This is a genomic window from Lacrimispora sanguinis (genome assembly GCF_044987295.1).
Taxonomy (GTDB): Bacteria; Bacillota; Clostridia; order Lachnospirales; family Lachnospiraceae; genus Lacrimispora; species Lacrimispora celerecrescens_B.
Genome location: NZ_CP173277.1, coordinates 296,796 through 315,246, shown reverse-complemented (window position 1 = coordinate 315,246; position 18,451 = coordinate 296,796). Strand labels below are relative to the sequence as shown.

Sequence of the window (18,451 nt, the reverse complement as noted above, 5' to 3'; positions counted from 1 at the left end):
CTTTTAAAAATTAAATATATTTTTGGAATAATACCTTGTAACATTATACCATTTTGGTATAATAATACAATACATAAATATGAAATAGAGGATATCCCAATGAATCCAATTAATTCAAAGCAGCTTTATTATTTTACCACAATTGCAGAAACCGGCGGCTTTACAGCCGCGGCAAAAAAGCTGGGATTATCCCAGCCACCATTAAGTAAGCAGATCCTTCTGCTGGAAGAAGAGCTTGGAGTAAAACTTTTTGAACGCGGCTCCAGGAAAACAGAACTGACGGAAGCAGGTGCCTTTCTCTATTCCCGGGCCAAAGACATCCTAACCATGATGGACTCCATTGTGGAAGAACTGGATCATTTTCCAACCGCTTCCAAGGGAATTTTAAAGCTGGGAACGATCTCTTCTTCCGGCAATCTGCTTCACGATTTTTTAAAGATATACTGCTGCACCCATCCAAAGGTACGGTTTGAGGTCACAGAAGGAAATACCTACGAACTTCTGGAAAAGATGAAAAACGGGATTGTGGAATGCGCGATTATCCGGACACCATTTAACGCAGAGGGTTTTGAATGTGTGTACGGAAAAGAAGAACCATTGATAGCGGTTGGAAACCCTTCCTTTTTTTCAGGCGTCCCTGAGAATAAAATCAGGCTGACAGACCTTTCAGGCAAACCTTTGATCTATTACCGCCGGTTTGATTCCATCATCTCCCTTGCCTTCCAAAACAGCGGCATCATGCCCAATGTTTTTTGCCGCAATGATGATGCCAGAACCTGTCTCCAATGGGCTAGCACAGGCCTGGGAATTGCTCTGGTGCCTGAATCCATCAGCAAAATAGGGGAACACACGGACCTCGTATTCAGGGAGATCGACTCTGAGGATACTGTTACCAGAATGGCTGCCGTATATAAAAAAAATGGCTATGTTTCAAACATAGCCAAAGAATTTGTTTCCTATTTCGGAGAGCTAATGTCCCTTTCCTAATCAAAAAGGCTTAACTGGGTTACTTCATAATTCTTCTTATACCCATGAATGATGTCTTTCATCCGGTATCGTATTCCATACCGCTCACATTCCCGGGAAAACACCTGCCATAGCTTTCTTGCTTCCGGGCTTGTACATTCATAATTATTACCATACCGCCTGATATATTCCGACACCAAATCCTGTTGGGGGAACAGCTCCTTTAGACGGTCAAAATACCATTCTCTTTGATTATTGCGCAAAGTCACGCCAAAAGCCGGATAAATGAAGTTGGCTCCGGCTTCTTTGGCGGCTTTTACGATTGAAAGGATATTTTCCTCGTTATCCTCCAAAAACGGTAGAACCGGCATCAATAATATTCCAGTAAATATTCCGTTCTTTCTTAATGCTTCGATCAGAGCCAGGCGCTCCGAGGGGCTGGAGGCATGTGGCTCGATTTTTTTCGCCAGATCGTCATCGGTTGTGGTAACCGTCACTTTACACAGAACAGGGGAATGCTCCATGATCCCTTTAAGAATATCGATATCCCGCTTAAGAAGGGCGCTTTTCGTAGCCACTGCCGCCCCAAAGCCATATGCGTCAATAAGCTCAAGGGCATGCCGTGTTAATTCAAGCTTCTGCTCAAAAGGATTGTAGGGATCACTCATAGCTCCTGTCCCAACAATACCAGTTTTCACCTTACGCCTTAAATCATCCCGGATGATACGAAGGGCATCTTCCTTGACCCTCACCGAATCAAAATGATCAATCCGGTAACAGTCTGAACGGCTGTCACAATAAATACAGCCATGACAGCACCCTTTATAGATATTCATATTATAGTCAATACCAAACCACTGGGAGCCTTTTGTTTTGGTCACTATGGTCTTTGCAGGAATATACTCCATTCGTTTACGTTCCTTTCTACATTGCCAGCCTACTATTCGTTGGTTTTATTTTATGATTTATGGCTGGATCTGTCAATCATGTACGGATTTTTGCCTATCGGCAGAATGCCTTGATATTTTTTTTGTTCCATGATAATATGCTAATACCAGCGAAGAAATTATGGCAGGAAAAGGAGATATTATGATTCGATTTTTATTGCGCTGTAAACAAATCTATGACAAATACAGCAGGGATGAAATGACTGTATATGCAGCCCAAGCCTCCTTCTTCACCATTTTAGCTGCATTTCCCTTTATGATGCTTTTACTGGCATTGATACAGCTCATCCCATCCATTACGAAAGCCAATTTGCTTCAGCTAATGATTACGATCATCCCAAGTACACTGGAAATGAACAGCTTAATCGTATCTGTTATCGATGACCTTTATACGAATTCTCCGATCGCTGTCCTTTCTGCGACCGCAGTAGCTGCCATATGGTCCGCATCCAAAGGGATGCTAAGCATTGAGCGGGGCTTAAACCGAGTCTTTGGCCAGGAGAAAAAGAGAAACTATATTGTAACCCGGATTATCTGCGCCGGTTATACCATCATCTTTATGATTATCTGTCTCCTGACTCTTGTTCTGCTGGTCCTTGGAGGCACTATTCAAAGCTTTATGAACCACCACTTTCCGCTGTTGGCCGAGATCACCCAGTATGTTCTTACGTTTCGTACCATGCTTGTTTTCATGTTGACGATCTGCTTTGCCGTTCTTTATACTTATGTTCCGGAAAAAAAGCAGCATTTTTTCAGCCAGCTGCCCGGAGCCGCCTTTTGTACCTTGGGATGGATCGCTTCTTCTTTTGCGTTTTCCATTTATTTTAATAATTTCGGCAATTACTCGGTCATGTACGGAAGCCTTACAGCCATTGTGCTGCTAATGCTTTGGATTTATGCCTGTGTCTGCATCCTGTTTTATGGTGCTGAAATCAATTACTATTATTCCATAAACTGGAGGGAGCGTACGCGCTCTTAATCAAAAACCAGGGCTTGCAAAAAAGGCAGCCCTGGTTTTTCATATTTACAGTTTTATTATTAGGTAAACAAAGGAGTGGATAAGTATCTGTCCCCAGTATCGGGAAGAATGACTACAATCCTTTTTCCGGCATATTCCGGACGTTTTGCCACTTCCCTGGCTGCCCATACGGCTGCAGAGGAGGAAATTCCCACTAAAATTCCTTCTGTTTGAGCGATTTCCTTACCCGTCTCATATGCATCTCCATTTTCCACCGGTATGATTTCATCGTAAACATCTGTATTTAAGATCGATGGGACAAATCCAGCTCCGATTCCCTGAATTCCATGAGGGCCAGGCTTTCCGCCGGAAAGAACCGGTGAAGCGGCAGGTTCTACTGCTATCACCTTTATCTCAGGATTTTTACTCTTTAAATATTCTCCTGCTCCGGTAATGGTACCTCCGGTTCCCACACCAGCAATAAGAACATCGATCTTCCCATCCGTATCTTCCCAGATTTCCGGGCCCGTTGTTTCATAGTGAGCCTTGGAATTGGACGGATTATCAAACTGGCCCAGAATTATGGAGCCGGCTATCTCTGTTTGCATCTCTTTGGCTTTTGCAATAGCGCCAGACATCCCCTTTGATCCTTCTGTTAATACAATTTCTGCTCCATAGGCCTTTAAAAGATTACGCCGTTCCACACTCATAGTCTCCGGCATGGTGAGAATAGCTCGGTACCCTCTCATCGCTGCGATACTCGCAATACCGATTCCCGTATTGCCGGAAGTCGGTTCGATGATTGTGGCGCCAGACTTTAAAATGCCGGACTTTTCTGCATCCTGAATCATATAGAGAGCCGCCCGGTCCTTAACACTTCCTGCCGGATTAAAATATTCCAGCTTTGCTATAATGGCAGCCGCCGCATGGTGCTTTTTTCCATAATTAGCCAATTCCACCAGTGGTGTATGGCCGATTAGTTCTGATGCGCTTTTCTTGATATTTTCCATATTCATCCTCTTTTCAACTGCGAAATTTATGACAGCTCATACAGACTGCAATACTTTTCCTTCACATACCGAATGAAATAATCCGGGGTAAAATCTTCTCCCGTGGTATCTTTTAATATTTCACGGCTGGTTTTCAGCTTTCCAAACTTATGGATATGTTCCCGTAAATAATCTCTTATCACATCAAGCTTCCCATTTACAAGCAGCTCGTCAAAATCCATTTCTTTTCTCATATGGTAGTATAGCTGTGCACCAAAAGCATTTCCCAGAGCATAGGACGGGAAATAACCGATCAGCCCCTGAGACCAGTGGATATCCTGCAGAATTCCCTCCGATGGATTTTCCGGACGTACTCCAAGGTATTCCTCATATTTATCCGCCCAGATTTCCGGCAGCTTCTTTAAGTCCACATCTTCTTCCATAATCATTTTCTCAATTTCATAACGGATCATAATATGAAGATTATAGGTAAGTTCATCAGCCTCTGTCCGGATAAAGCTTGGCTCTACCTTATTAACTGCATCCATAAACTGTTCTATGGAGATTTCATTTAATTTATCAGGATAAAGTTCCTGAAGCTTTCCATAAAGAGGGGTCCAGAAAGCCTGGCTGCGGCCGATAATATTCTCAAAAAATCTGGACTGGGATTCATGCATTCCCATAGATGTCCCCTGCCCCACCGGTGTCTGGGTGATCTCATCACTGATTCCCAGTTCATAAATTCCGTGACCGGCTTCATGGATTACGGAGAACATGGCATTATCCATCTTATCCCGATAACTGGTAGTAATTCTCACATCGTGATTATGGAGATTGGTCGTAAACGGATGGGCGCTTTCTGCAAGCACACCCTTTGTAAAGTCAAAACCAACATATTCGGCAAGATAGTGTGCCATTTCTCTTTGTTTTTCCTCAGGATAGCCGCCTGATAAAAAGGAATCATCAATGGTTTTTCCATTCTCCTTAATGTCTTTTAAAAGGGGAACAATTTCTTCTTTGAGCCGGCTGAAGAACTCATCCAAAAGCTCCATATTAAATCCTTTTTCAAACTCATCCAATATAACATCATAAAGCTTCTGACCTTCCTTTTTCCGGTAAGAAGCAAATTTCTTTTTAAATCCAATTACTTTTTCAAGAGTTGGTGCAAAGGAATCAAAATCTTCTTCTTTTTTTGCCTTTGACCAGATTCTGGCCGCTTCGGCTATGAGCTGGGCATTCTCCCGGTACTCATTTGACGGAATGCAAACCAGTTCTTCTCTGGCCTCCTTCGCTCCCTTAACAATGGCTCGCTCCACATCGGACAGGCTGTCATCTTCCTCACAGTCGGCAATGGCCTTTCCCATCTCTTCCCCTGTCATAACCCTGTAATATTCCTCAGAGAGCGCACCGATTACCCTTGAAGTGTAGGAACCGGCACCTTCCGGTGCAAGAGTTTCATTATCCCATTCAAAAAGGACAAGGGAAGTTTGAAGTGCCATCGTCTTTTCCAGTAAAGAGGACAAAATTTCATAAGATTTGCTCATAATCTGTTTCTCCTTTATTTCAATAAGTAATGAGCCAGGCACAGAACTGCTGTATATGACTCAAAATCAGGGACGCTCTGTATGAGTGTCCCCAGGCGGGATGAAAAAATACTTTTTAAACGATCATTTTCCAGTGCCAAAAATGGAAGCTTCTTTTATATCAAGGGATTTAAGCCATATTCTGACTTTTTCCTCCTGATATGCTTTTGCTGAAAAATCATCAAGTTCCATATCAATAGGTATATCCGTTTTCATAGTCGCCAGAGTTTTAGAAAGCAGGGCTGCCTTTTCCCCGCACAATTCCTCCTCACTGGACTTTGTCATTGCTTTATAAGGAGAACGGGTAATTCCCAATTCATTTTTCCAGAAATCCTGGAGTGCTTTTAAACTCTTTTTATCAGACTCGGCTTCGTGAATGGAACGATATATCTCTTCCACAGTTCCATATTCCCGAAGAAGCGGCGAAGCCGCACTGCTGACTCCCTTAACTCCAGGGATATTATCAGAAGGATCTCCCTGGATTCCCTTTAAATCTGCAATCTGCTCCGGCCGGACACCCTCTTCATTCAACACCGTATCAGAGGTATATTCAAAAACCTTTTCAGGAAGGTTGATCTCATCTTTCTTCACTCCATAAAAAGAATAATATTTTTTATACAGCTCGTCCGCTTTCTCCTGCCGTGACTGAACCATCCACGCCCGGACATTGTATTCATCGTTTACCAGCTGGAGATAATCGTGGTCCTTAGTCAGAAGAATCATAGAAATCTCTTCCCTGAATTTCATGACCAGGCTTCCGGCATAATCATCCGCTTCATACTGTTCACTTAAAAGGACTTGAAATCCCACGTCTTTTAAGATCTTTTCCATCAGGACAAACTGACTTTTTAACGGCTCCGGAGTCACTCCCCGGGTTCCTTTATAATCCGGGTACAGTTCTCTTCGAAATGTATCCCTGGTTTTGTCAAATACAAAGGCGATATGATCCGGCTGCTGCTTTTTCATCAGAGAGACCACCATCTTAAGCATACCAAAGATTGCATTGGTATAAGTGCCGTCCTTTGCATGGAGGATCTTATCATAATGCTTCTGCTTTTCCTCCTCTGACTTTGCAAACATGATTTCCCTTGGTAAAACTGCGTAATAACAGGTCGACAGCATAGAGGAACCGTCAACAACTACAAATTTTCTTTCAGACATGTATTTCTCCATTTCTTCAAATCTTAGCAAAATCAGGTAAAATAATTCTGCAATTCTGTTTCATTTTTTGCTCCCAGGCGTTTCATAACTTCTTTCCGCTCCTGGCCAGATAATCCCTTCCACAGTTTTTGGACGCGAGGGTCCCCAAAACCGACGTATGGTACTCCATTCCGCTCGCATTCATAGGATGACAAGTAGTGATTGAGAGCACTCCATTCCACATAAAACGAATTAATGCTGCGGCTTAAAGAGCTTACTTTTACCATGATCCTTCCTCCCTGATAAATATGTGCTATCCCGATCAGATATTCCATTCCATTATACTCTGAATTTCCAGTTATTCATAGTACAATCATTATTTTTTAAAATATAATTTTCCTCAAAAGACGTTGAACTATGTAGCAATAGGCTATATAATACAGATATCAAGAATAAAAAAAGGGAAGGTACTATCAGAAAATGGAAAAAGAGATCAGATGTCCGTATATTTTATTTAAAATTGCCGGTTCCCTCTATTGCATCAACAGTAAATACATATCAACCATTGTACAGCTGCCCGAATACAGCGCAATACCGGCCGCCCCGGCCAATGTAACCGGTATGTTCAAATACCGGAATGAAGTCATACAAATGCTTGACTTACGGGTTACCTTTGGACTAAAATCCATCTCCGATGAGTGCAAGGATTTTGAAGATATGATTGATGCCAGAAAACAGGACCATATTAATTGGGTAAAGGAATTGGAGCGTTTTATTGATGAAGGCGGATCCTTCAGCCTGGCAAAAGATCCTCATCAGTGCGCTTTGGGAAAGTGGTATGATAATTTTAAAACTGACAACCATACCATTACCAGTCATCTCCGCAAAATAGAGGAACCTCATAGAAGACTTCATCTGGCTGCCGATGAAGCAGACCGTTGTAAAAAAGACTGTGAAAACTGCCAGAAAGAGGAATGTCTCCTTAAGATTTTAAAACGGGTAAAAGAGGAATCCATGCCAACCATACTCCACCTTTTAGACCAGACAAAAGATTTATTCCGTTCAACGATTTATAAAGAGATGGTTCTTATACTGGATGGCATCAGATGGGGAATTGTGGTTGACGAGATCGTTTCCGTTGAAGAACTGGAAGCGATTGCAGGCAGGGACCAGGATCCCATGGTAAGTCATTGCTCCTATATTAATCAGGTAATGGAAAGTCCCAGAAACGAAGGTCTTATCTTCGAGCTGAACACAACGTCCTTAACAACCAAATTAAAAGAACTGGAAGCTGCTTATTAAAGCATGTCTTCCATATGAAAAGAGCCGGAAAAGTTGCTGCTAAACTTTTCCGGCTCTCCCATTGAAAGCCCAGGTGGTTCCCTGGACTCACCTTTCAGAAATACTTCTTATTACCCCACAAATTACTCTTCTTTAAATCCAGATATTCATTGTAGGCCTTTTCCAATATTTGTTTTTCATTGGAAAACTTCAGAAGATGATACGCTTCATGGAACTTGTAATATCCTGAATCAATAAAATATTCTTCCCGCTGTGGTTTACTGTAATAGCTGTCGGCCATCATTAGATACCAGTGCACGTCCTTCTCCACCATATCCTGAGGCGTGTTAAAAGAGTACTGGCTCTTACCAATGTATTTGATTATGGACGCACTTACGCCTGTCTCTTCCTTCACTTCCCGGAGAGCCGTCTCTTTATACTCTTCACCCGCTTCTACTGTTCCCTTTGGCAAAACCCAACCTTCATACTTATTTTTGTAATTCTTATATAAAACCAGAATTTTACCTCGAAAAATAACCACACCGCCACAACTCGTTGCTTCTATCATTGCAATTCCTCCAGAGTGAAACCGTGACTTCCTTGGGAAGCCCGGTTTTGGTGTGTCACACAGACTGGCTCTAGTATACCTCTTTTTAGACTCATATGCAAGTGCGTAATTATTGTAAACAACTATCAATCTTTTTATTATTTGGAAAAATATAAATCAAAAAGTGCTCTGGCTATTGGAGCTGCTGCCTGCCCGCCTGAGCCGGCCTCCTCTGCAATTACACTAATAACGACTCTCGGATGCTCTGCCGGAGCAAATCCTACAAACCATGCATGAGTTTCCTTGCCCTTTTCAAACTCCGCGGAACCGGTCTTTCCGGCTACCGTATAGGCATCGGTCCTAAGAGCAGACCCTGTCCCCTCTGTTACAACATCCCGCATGAACTCGGTTAATTCAGAAGCTTCCACGGCAGTCATAAGACTCATATAGGACTGAGGCATAAATTTCTTAATGACATCTCCCCCTGCGTTTTCCACCCGGTCAATCAAATAAGGCTTCATAAGCGTTCCGCCGTTGGCAATGGCTGCAGCGATCATGGCATTGTGAATGGGTGTGATCTGAGTCTGCCCCTGGCCAATGGAAGTCTGAAGGATCTGCCATGTATCGGCGCCTGCTCCCATGGTATAGGAGCTTTTGCTGCTGGCAATGGGCAAAGCCAGATCCGTATTAAACAGAAGCTGGTCCGCAGTATTCTTTAATCCATTTAAGTCCAGCAATAAACCAAGGTTGGAGAAAGCTCCGTTGCAGGAATTTGCAAATGCTTGTTCCAGGTTTTGATGCCCATGGACTGTCTCATGGTAACACCGGATGGTATAGTCCCCAATATGATAAATCCCTTTGCAGTCAAAGGTATAATCCTTATAATTGGACGGATTTTCCCTTATATATTCTAATGCCGTAACAATCTTAAACGTGGACCCCGGAGGGTAAAGTCCCTGAGTTGCACGGTTTAATAGCTGTCCCGAAGTGTTCTCCTCCGCCACCAGATGACTCCAGTCTTCAGCCAAAGTATTGGGGTTGTAATCCGGCTTGGATACCATGGCAAGAATCTTTCCGGTATCCGGCTCCATCACTACCACCGCCCCTTTTCGCTTACCTAAGGCATCATAAGCCGTCTTCTGAAGATCCACATCTAAAGTGGAGACAACACTGTCTCCCTGATTCTTCTGGCCAGACAGCTCATTTACCACCTGCTCCACAAGATTTACGTGGCTTGTCAGGAGATAGAAATTAGCCAGGGCTTCCAGACCGGTCTTTCCATTGGTGGAATATCCCACCGCATGGGCAAACAGGGAGTCATAGGGATAAACCCTTGTTTCCTTTCCCTCTCCGTCCACCTCTGTCCTGGCAATGACCCTGCCGTCATTACTGTAGATTTCTCCACGTACCACCCGGTCGGCAAAACTGTCAAGTCTGGCATTATAGGAATTATTGATCACACTATCGCTTTTTACAAGCAGAAAGTAGCTAAAATAAGCCGCAAGCCCTACAAAAAGTAGTACGACTCCATAGGTAAGTATCAGAATATGGTGATTTGCTTTTGGATTCGGGTTACCCTTCATATTTTTCTTCTTCCTCTTCATTGCGTTTGAGTATATAAAGTCCCTGGATGATTCCAAAGATGATAAAGGTGCTTAGGATGGAACTTCCTCCATAACTGACCAGTGGAAGTGTTACTCCTGTGGAAGGAATGAATTTCGTTACTCCTCCAACAGTTAAAAATACCTGAATGATATAAATCGTTCCAAGGCCAAATGCAATCAGCTTATAAAATACCGCCTGCATCCGGCTGGCAATCATCATGAACTGTAAAAAGCATCCCAGACAGATAAGAAGGACACAAAGGGCAAAGATGCCTCCCAGTTCCTCCGAAATCGCTGAAAATATAAAATCCTTTTCTACCACCGGGATCCTTCTTGGCATCCCACGGTACAGTCCCATGCCAAACCAGCCCCCGGTGCCAATGGCAAACAAAGACTGGGTAATCTGGTACCCCTTTCCTGCAATATCCGCCCAGGGGTTTAACCATGCCGACACTCTGGTTCTTACATGTCCGAACAGCTGATAGGCAAGCATGGAAGCCAGTGTCCCTCCTCCGGCCCCGGCCAGAAGATAAAGCCATTTTCCCGTTGCCACAAAGAGCATGAAAATATAAGCCACAAAGAAGATGAGGGCGCTTCCAAGATCTTTGGAGGCCACCAGAATAAGCACATGTAGGGCCGCCACCGAAGTAACAATAAGAACCGTCTTCATGCTGGTGGACCGGTAAAACATCGTAGCTATAAAAAAGACATAAATGATTTTTACAAATTCCGTAGGCTGGAAGGAATACCCTCCGAACTCCAGGGAAAGCTGGGCGCCGTAACTGCTGGTTCCGGCAAGGCATACAATTCCCAGGAGAAGAATTCCTCCTATTCCATAGATCCAAGGAATCTTGCTTAACTGCCATACCCTGTCAATAACAAAGGGAATGGCAAAGGTCACCAAAGCCGCGGCGGCAACGATGACAAACTGCTTCATGGCCCGGTCAAAAGAAAGCCTGGTCAGCATAATAAAACCTATGGTAAGGAGCATGCACATATTATTGACCAGCAACCTGGATACATTGCGGTAAATCAGCCGGTACAGGAAAAGGTAACTGAAAAAGAAGATTACCTGGGCAACGTAAAATACCAGCATCTTTTCATCCTCAGTCTCCAGCCAGATAATCAAATAGGCTAGCAGATGAATGAGAAACATCGCAAAGTTCTGCCGTCTGCAAATCTTCCTTTTCCTGATTTCATCCGGAAAGGAAAAAAAGCGAAAATTCAAATATGTGTATAGTGCAATCAACAGTATCATCAGATATCTGGAGATGTCAATAATCAGATTAATCATATGTCACCTACTCTACGCCGCGTTTGAAATGACCTCTTGTGAATTCTTCAAACGGCAACTTTGCTTCTCTCCCATAAAGGAATCCATCCGAAAAGCTTTGTATCACCGCTTTTGTCTGTGCTTTGTTCTCTGTGGTAAACTGAAGCCGTAACCATGAGGGAGATAATCCCTTAACCGCCTCTTCTAAGCCAAGAAGGGAAACGGCTGCCGAATTATAAATGGAATTGTAGCAGAAAGCACAATGGTTTTTGACAGGAAATGATTTCCCCATCCGGTCTTTTAATGTCAATACGACCGGTGTCTTGTCACATTGTTCCATTCCTTCATGAAGGCACTGGGCTGTCACCATCATGGGCAAACGGCCGTATATCAAAAGTTCCCCCGGAACTCTTAGTTTTCCCAAATCCCGGCTGTTTAATTCTACCGGCCATGTAAGCTCATCCGCTCCCAGTTCCATCAACATCTCCTGGGCAGTATTGTTCATTCCATACATGCCAAAATCAAATACAAGGCTCCCCTTAACATTCTTTTCTTTTAAATAGCCTGTTTCTTCCAGAGAACGGATCAGAAATCCATCAAATTCTGCAGCCTTCAACTCCGTTAAATGTTTATCAAAGAACTGCTCCGCCCTGATCCTGAAAATATGGGGCATGGTAAGCATACATTCCTTACCGGCCCTGTGGCATGCCTCCACTGACGCGTTCCATTGTCCCGGTTTAAATTCTGCGGCATCAATGTAAATTCTTTTCACATCAGGATTTGCCACCGCTTCTTCCAAGCAATCCGGCCGTTCCAGAGAAACCGAAAGCTTAGGACTTTCTGAAGCAGCTTTTCGGTTATAAACTGCCTCTTTTGCAGCTTTCACCGGTTCAGCCTGCCTGTTTTCTTTGTAATCTTTTAGGATCTCATATTCCAAGGCTTCCAAACCACGTCTGCGCAGATCATTAAGAGCCTGAACCGGCAGGAATATGTTCCCCTTTATCTTAATATCAAGAGTTTCAAAATAAAAAGGTGTATTTCCGGTTTTATCCAGCTGTTTCCTTACCTTTTCCTCTGTTACAGGCTGATTTTGGGCAGTCTGCACGATCTCACCGGTAACAGTGGCATTATGGCCGCAGGCACTTAACAGCAATGAGGCCACTTGTCCTTCTTCCAAAAATGCGGTTCCAACTACCGGCTCTCTTACCTGTTTTTCTACAAAATTTTTATCTAAGTAATCGAACAACGCCTGATTGCCTTCCCGAAAAGCTGGTTTTTCTTTCCAGACCACCATATCCCGTCCATTTTGACGCTTATAGTATCCGTCAGTCTGGCCGCCCCGGTCAAACAGGTCCAGAAGCATCTTCTTATCCTGTTCTTCAACCCGGTAGCCCTCTCTTCCGTGAGCCAGATAAAGGTCCGCGTACTTTCGGTAAATGCTTACTACTCCAGCCGTATACCTTGGACTCTTCATCCTTCCTTCAATTTTCATGGAATAGACTCCGGCTTCTATCATATCCGGTATGATATCCAGAGTGCTTAAATCCTTGAGGCTGAGGCAATAACGGTCACTTCCTCCTCCAAGAGCCTGTCCTTCCCGTTTCACTTCGTAGGGCAGGCGGCAGGTTTGTGCACATCTTCCCCGGTTCCCGCTTCGCCCTCCTATGAGGCTGCTGAATAAGCATTGGCCGGAATAGCAGTAGCACAATGCGCCGTGTACAAAACTTTCGATCTCCACATCCACCTGATCACGGATCTTTGCAATTTCCTTTAAGGATAATTCCCTGGCAGTAACAACACGGTCAGCCCCTAAGTCTTTTAAAATCTTGGCTCCGTAAGCGCCGGTAATGGTCATCTGTGTGCTTGCATGAATGGGAAGGTCCGGAAAATTCTCCCGGATAAACCGGAAGGTTCCCATATCCTGCACAATGACTGCATCCAGGCCCTGCCTATAATATGGAACAAGATAATCGTAAAGCTCCTTTATCTCCTGTTCCTTCATCAGCGTATTAACGGTCATGTACAGCTTTCGCCCATGAAGATGGACGTAATCAATGGCTTCCAGCAGCTTGTCCTCCTCGGGATTTTCCGCATAAGCCCTTGCCCCAAACCGGCTGCCACCCATATAGACCGCATCGGCGCCTGCTGCCACCGCTGCCTTCATACTTTCAAATGATCCTGCCGGAGCAAGAATTTCAACTGCTTTCTTCACAAGTTCCTCCTGTTTGCCCTTTATTGATGAAAGAGAGGATGTCACGGCCCTGCCGCCCAACATCCCCTCCTGACTTATTCTTTCTTACCGGAATCCGCAGATTTCCTGGTTTCCACCAGTTCCAGCTTTGCCGACTCAAGCTTCATCTGAGTGGCCACAAGTTCATGCTTTAAGCTATAGATCTCCTTTTCCATCTCCGCCTTCTGCTGCTCCAGCCTGGCGGTCTGTTCTCTGGCCTTGAAGTAATCATCCGCCATATTTAACTGAATCATAATATTTTGATATTCTGCGCTTTGCTTCGTGAACCCTTCCTGATGCTTCAGCGTTATAATCATCTCGTTGATGTAGCTTGCCAGGCGGTGGATATAACTCTCCTCCTCGTTTCCGCCCAAAGCATAAATCTTGCCATCTATTAAAACTTCTGTACTGCGTCTGGAATCCATGCTGTTCTCTCCCTGTTTCATTTGCTCCTTTTTACTATAACATACTTTGAGCAGATAGAAAAGCCCTGCCTGCATACCTTTATATCCAAAGATTATGACCCCAGGGAGATTCCAAGATGTTCATATGCCCGTTCCGTTGCCACACGCCCTCTGGAGGTACGGTTTATAAAACCGTTCATGAGAAGATACGGCTCATAAACATCTTCCAGCGTACCGGCATCCTCTCCCAAAGAAGCTGCCAGGGTATCCAAACCTACCGGACCGCCGGCAAACTTCTCAATCATTGTGGTCAGGATCGCCCGGTCATTATAATCCAGGCCAAACTTATCCACATCCAGAATGTCCAGGGCAAAATCCGCCACTTCTTTTGTAATAATACCGTTGTACTTTACCTGGGCGAAATCCCGGACTCTCTTTAACAGGCGATTAGCCAGCCTGGGGGTTCCTCTGGATCGCTTGGCAATCTCTGCTGCCCCTTCTTCCTCGATTTCCACCTGTAAGACCCTGGCGGAACGGCAAACGATAATCTTAAGCTCCTGTGGCGTATAAAATTCCAGCTTCTGCACCACACCGAACCTGTCTCGCAATGGAGCGGTTAAAAGCCCCGCTCTGGTAGTCGCTCCAACCAATGTGAATTTGGGAAGATCCAGTCTTATGGATCTGGCAGAGGAATCCTTTCCCAGCATAATATCTATGGCAAAATCTTCCATGGCCGGATACAATACTTCTTCTACCTGACGGTTTAAGCGGTGGATCTCATCCACAAACAGCACGTCCCCTTCCTGGAGATTGTTCAGTATAGCGGCCATTTCTCCCGGTTTTTCGATTGCAGGTCCTGATGTGACCTTCATATTGACTCCCATTTCATTGGCAATGATTCCTGATAGAGTCGTCTTTCCCAGGCCGGGAGGCCCGTAAAACAAAACATGATCCAGGGATTCTCCCCTGGCTTTGGCGGCATCAATGTATACTTTTAAATTGGTACGTATCTTTTCCTGTCCAATGTACTCATCAAGACACATGGGCCTTAAATTCGGTTCTATTCTTTTATCTTCTTCTGTTACCTCTGTGGTTATAATTCTACGTTCCATCTCTGTCTTTACCTGCTATTTTATATAAATGCCAGATGCTTTAAGGATGCCTTAAGCACATCTTCCACCGTCATGGATTCCGTCACTTCCACTTTACGAACCGCCTTACCAGCCTCAACTGTAGAATACCCAAGTGCCGCCAACGCTTCTATGGCTTCTCCTGCTACCCCGCTGCCGGATAAAGCAGGCTCATTCCCCTGCATTGCAAACCCGGAAGGAAGAATTTCAGCTATGTCAATTTTATCTTTTAAGTCCAATATAATCCTCTGAGCGGTCTTTGCTCCAACCCCCGGCGCTTTGGATATGGCTTTGGCGTCTCCTGAAACGATGGCCCTTCTTAAATCATCCGGGTCAAGGGCAGAAAGAATTCCCAAGGCTCCTTTGGGGCCAATCCCGTTCACACTGATGAGCTGCTTAAACATCTGCAGATCCTGACGGTTTAAAAACCCGTAGAGGCACATGGCATCCTCTCTTACCTGAAAATATGTATACAACCTTGTCTCTACACCGATTCCCGGCATATTTTGAATCACGGATATGGGAACATGTATTTCAAATCCCACGTTCCCGCTCTCTATAACAACGGTATCTTCAAATATTTCAACCAATGGTCCTTTTACGAAAGAAATCACGACCTCTGTCTCCTTTTGTTATGCTGGAAATCTTTTCTTTATTAATTATCATAGCATACAGCCTGTTCTTATGCAAGCGGATAGTCGAACAAATATTCTGTTTCCGTTGACGGACCGGCACCTTTCCGCTATAATATTGGGAGAGAAAATACCAAAAAACATGGACAGTACTAAGGAAAGGGATGAATCATTCATGATCACCTTACAGAAAACGATTGCATTTCAAGAGACATATCCCTTTGACCGGATCGGCCGGAAAGAGGATCTTTTGTTCTTTGATATAGAAACTACAGGCTTCTCCGGGGAGTATTCTACCCTTTATCTGATCGGATGTGTTTATTACAGAAACGACTGTTGGAACCTTGTCCAGTGGTTCGCTGATACCCTTGAGTCGGAAAAAGAACTGCTGGAAACTTTTTTTAAATTCTTAGAAAATTTTACTACAGTCATACATTTTAACGGGGATGGGTTTGATATACCCTATCTTTTAAAGCGCTGCCTTGCCCATGGCATGCCTTATAACTTTTCCGGTGTAAAAAGCCTGGATATCTACAAAAAAATACGCCCTTACCGGGGACTTCTTGGACTTCCTTCCATGAAGCAAAAAGCCATTGAGGCGTTTTTAAACGTAGAGCGGAAGGATCTTTATTCCGGCGGACAGCTGATTGAAGTTTATAAAGATTACCTGATCTCCCATGATAAGTTTTTATTTGATCTTTTGATATTACATAATGAAGATGATTTAAAAGGAATGCCGCTAATCCTCCCTATCTTAAATTACCCGGACTTTTTAGAGCACAGCTTTCTCCTTGAACATCAGGAGTTAGTAAGCCAGGAGGACATCTTCGGCCGGGAGTTCCACTCTTTACGGCTTACCTGCAAAAACGGCTTTGCCGTTCCCGTTGGATTTTCCAAATCCAATTCCCTTGTCTCCATGGAAGCGGAAGGAGAACACTTAACCATAACCGTAGACCTCTATGAGGGTGAATTGAAATATTTTTATCCGGATTATAAAAATTACTATTATTTAATTTACGAAGACAAGGCGATTCACAAAAGCGTGGCGGAATACGTGGATAAGGAAGCCCGGATAAAAGCTACGGCCAAGACATGCTACACACGCAGGGCCGGCTGCTATCTTCCTCAGTTTTCCTCCTTGTGGACACCTTGCCTGCAAATGGAATTCAAAGATAAGATCACCTATGTTTCCTATGAACCGGACTTCTTTGCGGATGACAAAAAGCTTTGTATTTACGTCCGTCACCTGTTAGATACCCTGTGCCGTTAATTTAGAATCGTTTTCCTTAGATCAAGGAGGGACTTTTGGATGGTTTAAGGGAAGTCAGATGGCTTCCCTTATATGATATCTACAGTACTATCTTTCTTATTCTCCAAATTACTCCTGTGTTTGGCAAATAAATATTATGCAAATCTAAATCAGCAATCGCCATATCCGATATATACATGGCATGATCAGGTCCGAAAACAACATCAGTGGGCCTGCTAAGCCCCCTCTCTTCCGGAAATCCTGATTTATTTATAGCAAATGTTGCTATTTCTCCATTAACAACATTGACTTTTAATACCCTATGTCCTACGCCTGAACGTATATAATCGCCAGACTCTTCGTATTGGATTCCGCCAAAACACGCAATGTAAACATCGCCAATCAGGCCAAAATCTGATGACTCGTTAATATCAAATCCCATGATATTGGATCCGGACGGAAAAACTGCAATTGGCGTTGGCGGTATCGATGGAATGGTATGAAGTAATGGTTCCGGTCTTCTGCCTCTGATCGGAGTAAACCTGGGCAAGGTCACAGGAACTCCTCCTGTGTAATCCGGCCAGCCATACCAAGCACCCATATTTAACAAATGTAATTCATCTAATGCATTGGCAATCGGCCTGCTTCCTCTTGCATCCATTCCCTGGTTTGATATGATCAGCCGTTTCAATGCATCAAATTTCATACAAAACGGATTACGAAGCCCCCACGCAATTTGTTCTATACCAGAGCCATCCATATTTGCCCTTATTACACTGCCAGAAGCTAACGTTCTGCCTTCTTTTACTTGATATTGCTGTATATTAGGAACTCCAAAAGGAGAAAAAGCCCCGGTAACAGCTGTGCCCATGGCTGGGATCAATATATTTTTAGTTTCAAAATTATTGTAGTTAAGAAATATATAGGTACCGGGATAATCATGTAGATGAGGATGCTCAACAACCCAGCTATTATCAAGTCCTACTACACCAGAATTCGTTGTTGTCCCCTGTCCAAAATATATTTTCTCATCAATTCCAAATTCAATGCGGTTGTTGCCAAAGTCTCCATTGCTTGGCAAACCACTTATAATATCTCGCCTTGTGCCATCCGGACTAAGAACTGTTACAACTCCTTTATGGGACACATAAATATACCCATTTTTATAATTGATACCAGTTATGGGGACATTAAAACCTTCGGCTACAACATCGATACTTCCATTACTAATACGTATCACTCTAGGGTTCAATGTAGCAATTCCGGAGTCAGCAATAAGCATATCACCTTTTTCTGTGAAAACCATACCAATAGGTGCATTTAATCCTTGAGCAAAGACTTCTATTTGATAACCTATCGGTACACTTATTCTATCTGGATCAAGCTCCCTCTGTTTATATGGGGCCTGCTGCATGCATGAATTCTGTAGGTAATTGTTTACAGCGAAATTCACACTAAATCTCCGCTTATATTATTATATATAATATATGATAAATATAAATATATAGTGAGCGTTCT

At 43.7% G+C, this 18,451-nt stretch carries 17 protein-coding genes; 4 read left to right on the top strand and 13 right to left on the bottom strand.

Annotated features, from left to right (window positions below; translation table 11 throughout):
- Positions 1-99: 99 nt before the first annotated feature.
- A complete protein-coding gene (locus ACHZES_RS01525; protein ID WP_051835255.1) occupies positions 100-987 on the top strand; it encodes a LysR family transcriptional regulator in 888 nt (295 codons plus the stop codon).
- On the opposite strand, the gene ACHZES_RS01520 is transcribed toward ACHZES_RS01525, so the two are convergent.
- Positions 984-1,874, bottom strand: coding sequence for a radical SAM protein (locus ACHZES_RS01520; RefSeq protein ID WP_154520750.1), 891 nt, complete (start codon positions 1,872-1,874; stop codon positions 984-986). The two genes, ACHZES_RS01525 and ACHZES_RS01520, sit on opposite strands and share 4 nt — an antisense overlap.
- A 181-nt stretch (positions 1,875-2,055) precedes the next feature.
- Here ACHZES_RS01520 and ACHZES_RS01515 point away from each other — a divergent pair, with 181 nt between their 5' ends.
- Positions 2,056-2,892: a YihY/virulence factor BrkB family protein gene (locus ACHZES_RS01515; protein ID WP_395548591.1), complete on the top strand. Its 837-nt coding sequence runs from the start codon at positions 2,056-2,058 to the stop codon at positions 2,890-2,892.
- A gap of 59 nt (positions 2,893-2,951) precedes the next feature.
- Here ACHZES_RS01515 and cysK read toward each other — a convergent pair whose 3' ends face one another.
- The 4 genes from cysK to ACHZES_RS01495 all read right to left on the bottom strand — a co-directional run bounded on the left by cysK (position 2,952) and on the right by ACHZES_RS01495 (position 6,870).
- Entirely contained in the window at positions 2,952-3,881 is a 930-nt protein-coding gene (gene cysK, locus ACHZES_RS01510; RefSeq protein ID WP_038283142.1) for a cysteine synthase A, read from the bottom strand.
- Positions 3,882-3,907: 26 nt separating this feature from the next.
- Positions 3,908-5,404, bottom strand: a complete 1,497-nt coding sequence (locus ACHZES_RS01505) for a carboxypeptidase M32 (protein ID WP_395548592.1) — start codon at positions 5,402-5,404, stop codon at positions 3,908-3,910.
- Between the two features lie 123 nt (positions 5,405-5,527).
- Positions 5,528-6,604, bottom strand: coding sequence for a 5'-3' exonuclease H3TH domain-containing protein (locus tag ACHZES_RS01500; protein ID WP_395548594.1), 1,077 nt, complete (start codon positions 6,602-6,604; stop codon positions 5,528-5,530).
- Between the two features lie 32 nt (positions 6,605-6,636).
- Complete coding sequence (locus ACHZES_RS01495; RefSeq protein WP_038283198.1) at positions 6,637-6,870, bottom strand: hypothetical protein; 234 nt, start codon at positions 6,868-6,870, stop codon at positions 6,637-6,639.
- Positions 6,871-7,063: 193 nt separating this feature from the next.
- On the opposite strand from ACHZES_RS01495, the gene ACHZES_RS01490 reads away from it, so the two are divergent.
- The gene (locus ACHZES_RS01490; RefSeq protein WP_154520753.1) at positions 7,064-7,885 is read left to right on the top strand and encodes a CZB domain-containing protein; all 822 of its coding nucleotides are present in this window, start codon (positions 7,064-7,066) and stop codon (positions 7,883-7,885) included.
- Positions 7,886-7,979: 94 nt separating this feature from the next.
- Here the strand turns inward: ACHZES_RS01490 and ACHZES_RS01485 are convergent, their stop codons facing one another.
- The 7 genes from ACHZES_RS01485 to ruvA form a co-directional block, all read right to left on the bottom strand.
- Entirely contained in the window at positions 7,980-8,432 is a 453-nt protein-coding gene (locus ACHZES_RS01485; protein WP_002603763.1) for an NUDIX hydrolase, read from the bottom strand.
- Positions 8,433-8,569: 137 nt separating this feature from the next.
- Positions 8,570-9,994, bottom strand: a complete 1,425-nt coding sequence (locus tag ACHZES_RS01480; RefSeq protein ID WP_395548595.1) for a peptidoglycan D,D-transpeptidase FtsI family protein — start codon at positions 9,992-9,994, stop codon at positions 8,570-8,572.
- The gene (locus tag ACHZES_RS01475; RefSeq protein WP_154520755.1) at positions 9,984-11,309 is read right to left on the bottom strand and encodes an FtsW/RodA/SpoVE family cell cycle protein; all 1,326 of its coding nucleotides are present in this window, start codon (positions 11,307-11,309) and stop codon (positions 9,984-9,986) included. The genes ACHZES_RS01480 and ACHZES_RS01475 overlap by 11 nt, the downstream gene beginning before the upstream one ends.
- Before the next feature lie 7 nt (positions 11,310-11,316).
- Complete coding sequence (locus ACHZES_RS01470; RefSeq protein ID WP_395548690.1) at positions 11,317-13,452, bottom strand: DUF3656 domain-containing protein; 2,136 nt, start codon at positions 13,450-13,452, stop codon at positions 11,317-11,319.
- A 122-nt stretch (positions 13,453-13,574) separates the two neighbouring features.
- Positions 13,575-13,964, bottom strand: coding sequence for a cell division protein ZapA (locus tag ACHZES_RS01465; RefSeq protein WP_242843164.1), 390 nt, complete (start codon positions 13,962-13,964; stop codon positions 13,575-13,577).
- A 71-nt stretch (positions 13,965-14,035) separates the two neighbouring features.
- Positions 14,036-15,034, bottom strand: coding sequence for a Holliday junction branch migration DNA helicase RuvB (gene ruvB, locus ACHZES_RS01460; protein ID WP_038283153.1), 999 nt, complete (start codon positions 15,032-15,034; stop codon positions 14,036-14,038).
- Positions 15,035-15,054: 20 nt separating this feature from the next.
- Positions 15,055-15,666 (bottom strand): Holliday junction branch migration protein RuvA, encoded by a 612-nt coding sequence (gene ruvA, locus ACHZES_RS01455; protein WP_038283155.1) that lies wholly within the window; start codon positions 15,664-15,666, stop codon positions 15,055-15,057.
- 193 nt (positions 15,667-15,859) lie between these two features.
- Between ruvA and ACHZES_RS01450 the strand changes: the two genes are divergently transcribed.
- Complete coding sequence (locus ACHZES_RS01450; RefSeq protein WP_395548691.1) at positions 15,860-16,954, top strand: ribonuclease H-like domain-containing protein; 1,095 nt, start codon at positions 15,860-15,862, stop codon at positions 16,952-16,954.
- Between the two features lie 79 nt (positions 16,955-17,033).
- On the opposite strand, the gene ACHZES_RS01445 is transcribed toward ACHZES_RS01450, so the two are convergent.
- Positions 17,034-18,386, bottom strand: coding sequence for a PQQ-dependent sugar dehydrogenase (locus ACHZES_RS01445; RefSeq protein WP_395548596.1), 1,353 nt, complete (start codon positions 18,384-18,386; stop codon positions 17,034-17,036).
- Between the last annotated feature and the right edge of the window lie 65 nt (positions 18,387-18,451).

Coding starts and splice junctions, on each gene's coding strand:
- ACHZES_RS01525 (WP_051835255.1), top strand. CDS start 100: ATGAATCCAATTAATTCAAAGCAGCTTTATTATTTTACCACAATTGCA.
- ACHZES_RS01520 (WP_154520750.1), bottom strand. CDS start 1,874: ATGGAGTATATTCCTGCAAAGACCATAGTGACCAAAACAAAAGGCTCC.
- ACHZES_RS01515 (WP_395548591.1), top strand. CDS start 2,056: ATGATTCGATTTTTATTGCGCTGTAAACAAATCTATGACAAATACAGC.
- cysK (WP_038283142.1), bottom strand. CDS start 3,881: ATGGAAAATATCAAGAAAAGCGCATCAGAACTAATCGGCCATACACCA.
- ACHZES_RS01505 (WP_395548592.1), bottom strand. CDS start 5,404: ATGAGCAAATCTTATGAAATTTTGTCCTCTTTACTGGAAAAGACGATG.
- ACHZES_RS01500 (WP_395548594.1), bottom strand. CDS start 6,604: ATGTCTGAAAGAAAATTTGTAGTTGTTGACGGTTCCTCTATGCTGTCG.
- ACHZES_RS01495 (WP_038283198.1), bottom strand. CDS start 6,870: ATGGTAAAAGTAAGCTCTTTAAGCCGCAGCATTAATTCGTTTTATGTG.
- ACHZES_RS01490 (WP_154520753.1), top strand. CDS start 7,064: ATGGAAAAAGAGATCAGATGTCCGTATATTTTATTTAAAATTGCCGGT.
- ACHZES_RS01485 (WP_002603763.1), bottom strand. CDS start 8,432: ATGATAGAAGCAACGAGTTGTGGCGGTGTGGTTATTTTTCGAGGTAAA.
- ACHZES_RS01480 (WP_395548595.1), bottom strand. CDS start 9,994: ATGAAGGGTAACCCGAATCCAAAAGCAAATCACCATATTCTGATACTT.
- ACHZES_RS01475 (WP_154520755.1), bottom strand. CDS start 11,309: ATGATTAATCTGATTATTGACATCTCCAGATATCTGATGATACTGTTG.
- ACHZES_RS01470 (WP_395548690.1), bottom strand. CDS start 13,452: ATGAAGGCAGCGGTGGCAGCAGGCGCCGATGCGGTCTATATGGGTGGC.
- ACHZES_RS01465 (WP_242843164.1), bottom strand. CDS start 13,964: ATGAAACAGGGAGAGAACAGCATGGATTCCAGACGCAGTACAGAAGTT.
- ruvB (WP_038283153.1), bottom strand. CDS start 15,034: ATGGAACGTAGAATTATAACCACAGAGGTAACAGAAGAAGATAAAAGA.
- ACHZES_RS01450 (WP_395548691.1), top strand. CDS start 15,860: ATGATCACCTTACAGAAAACGATTGCATTTCAAGAGACATATCCCTTT.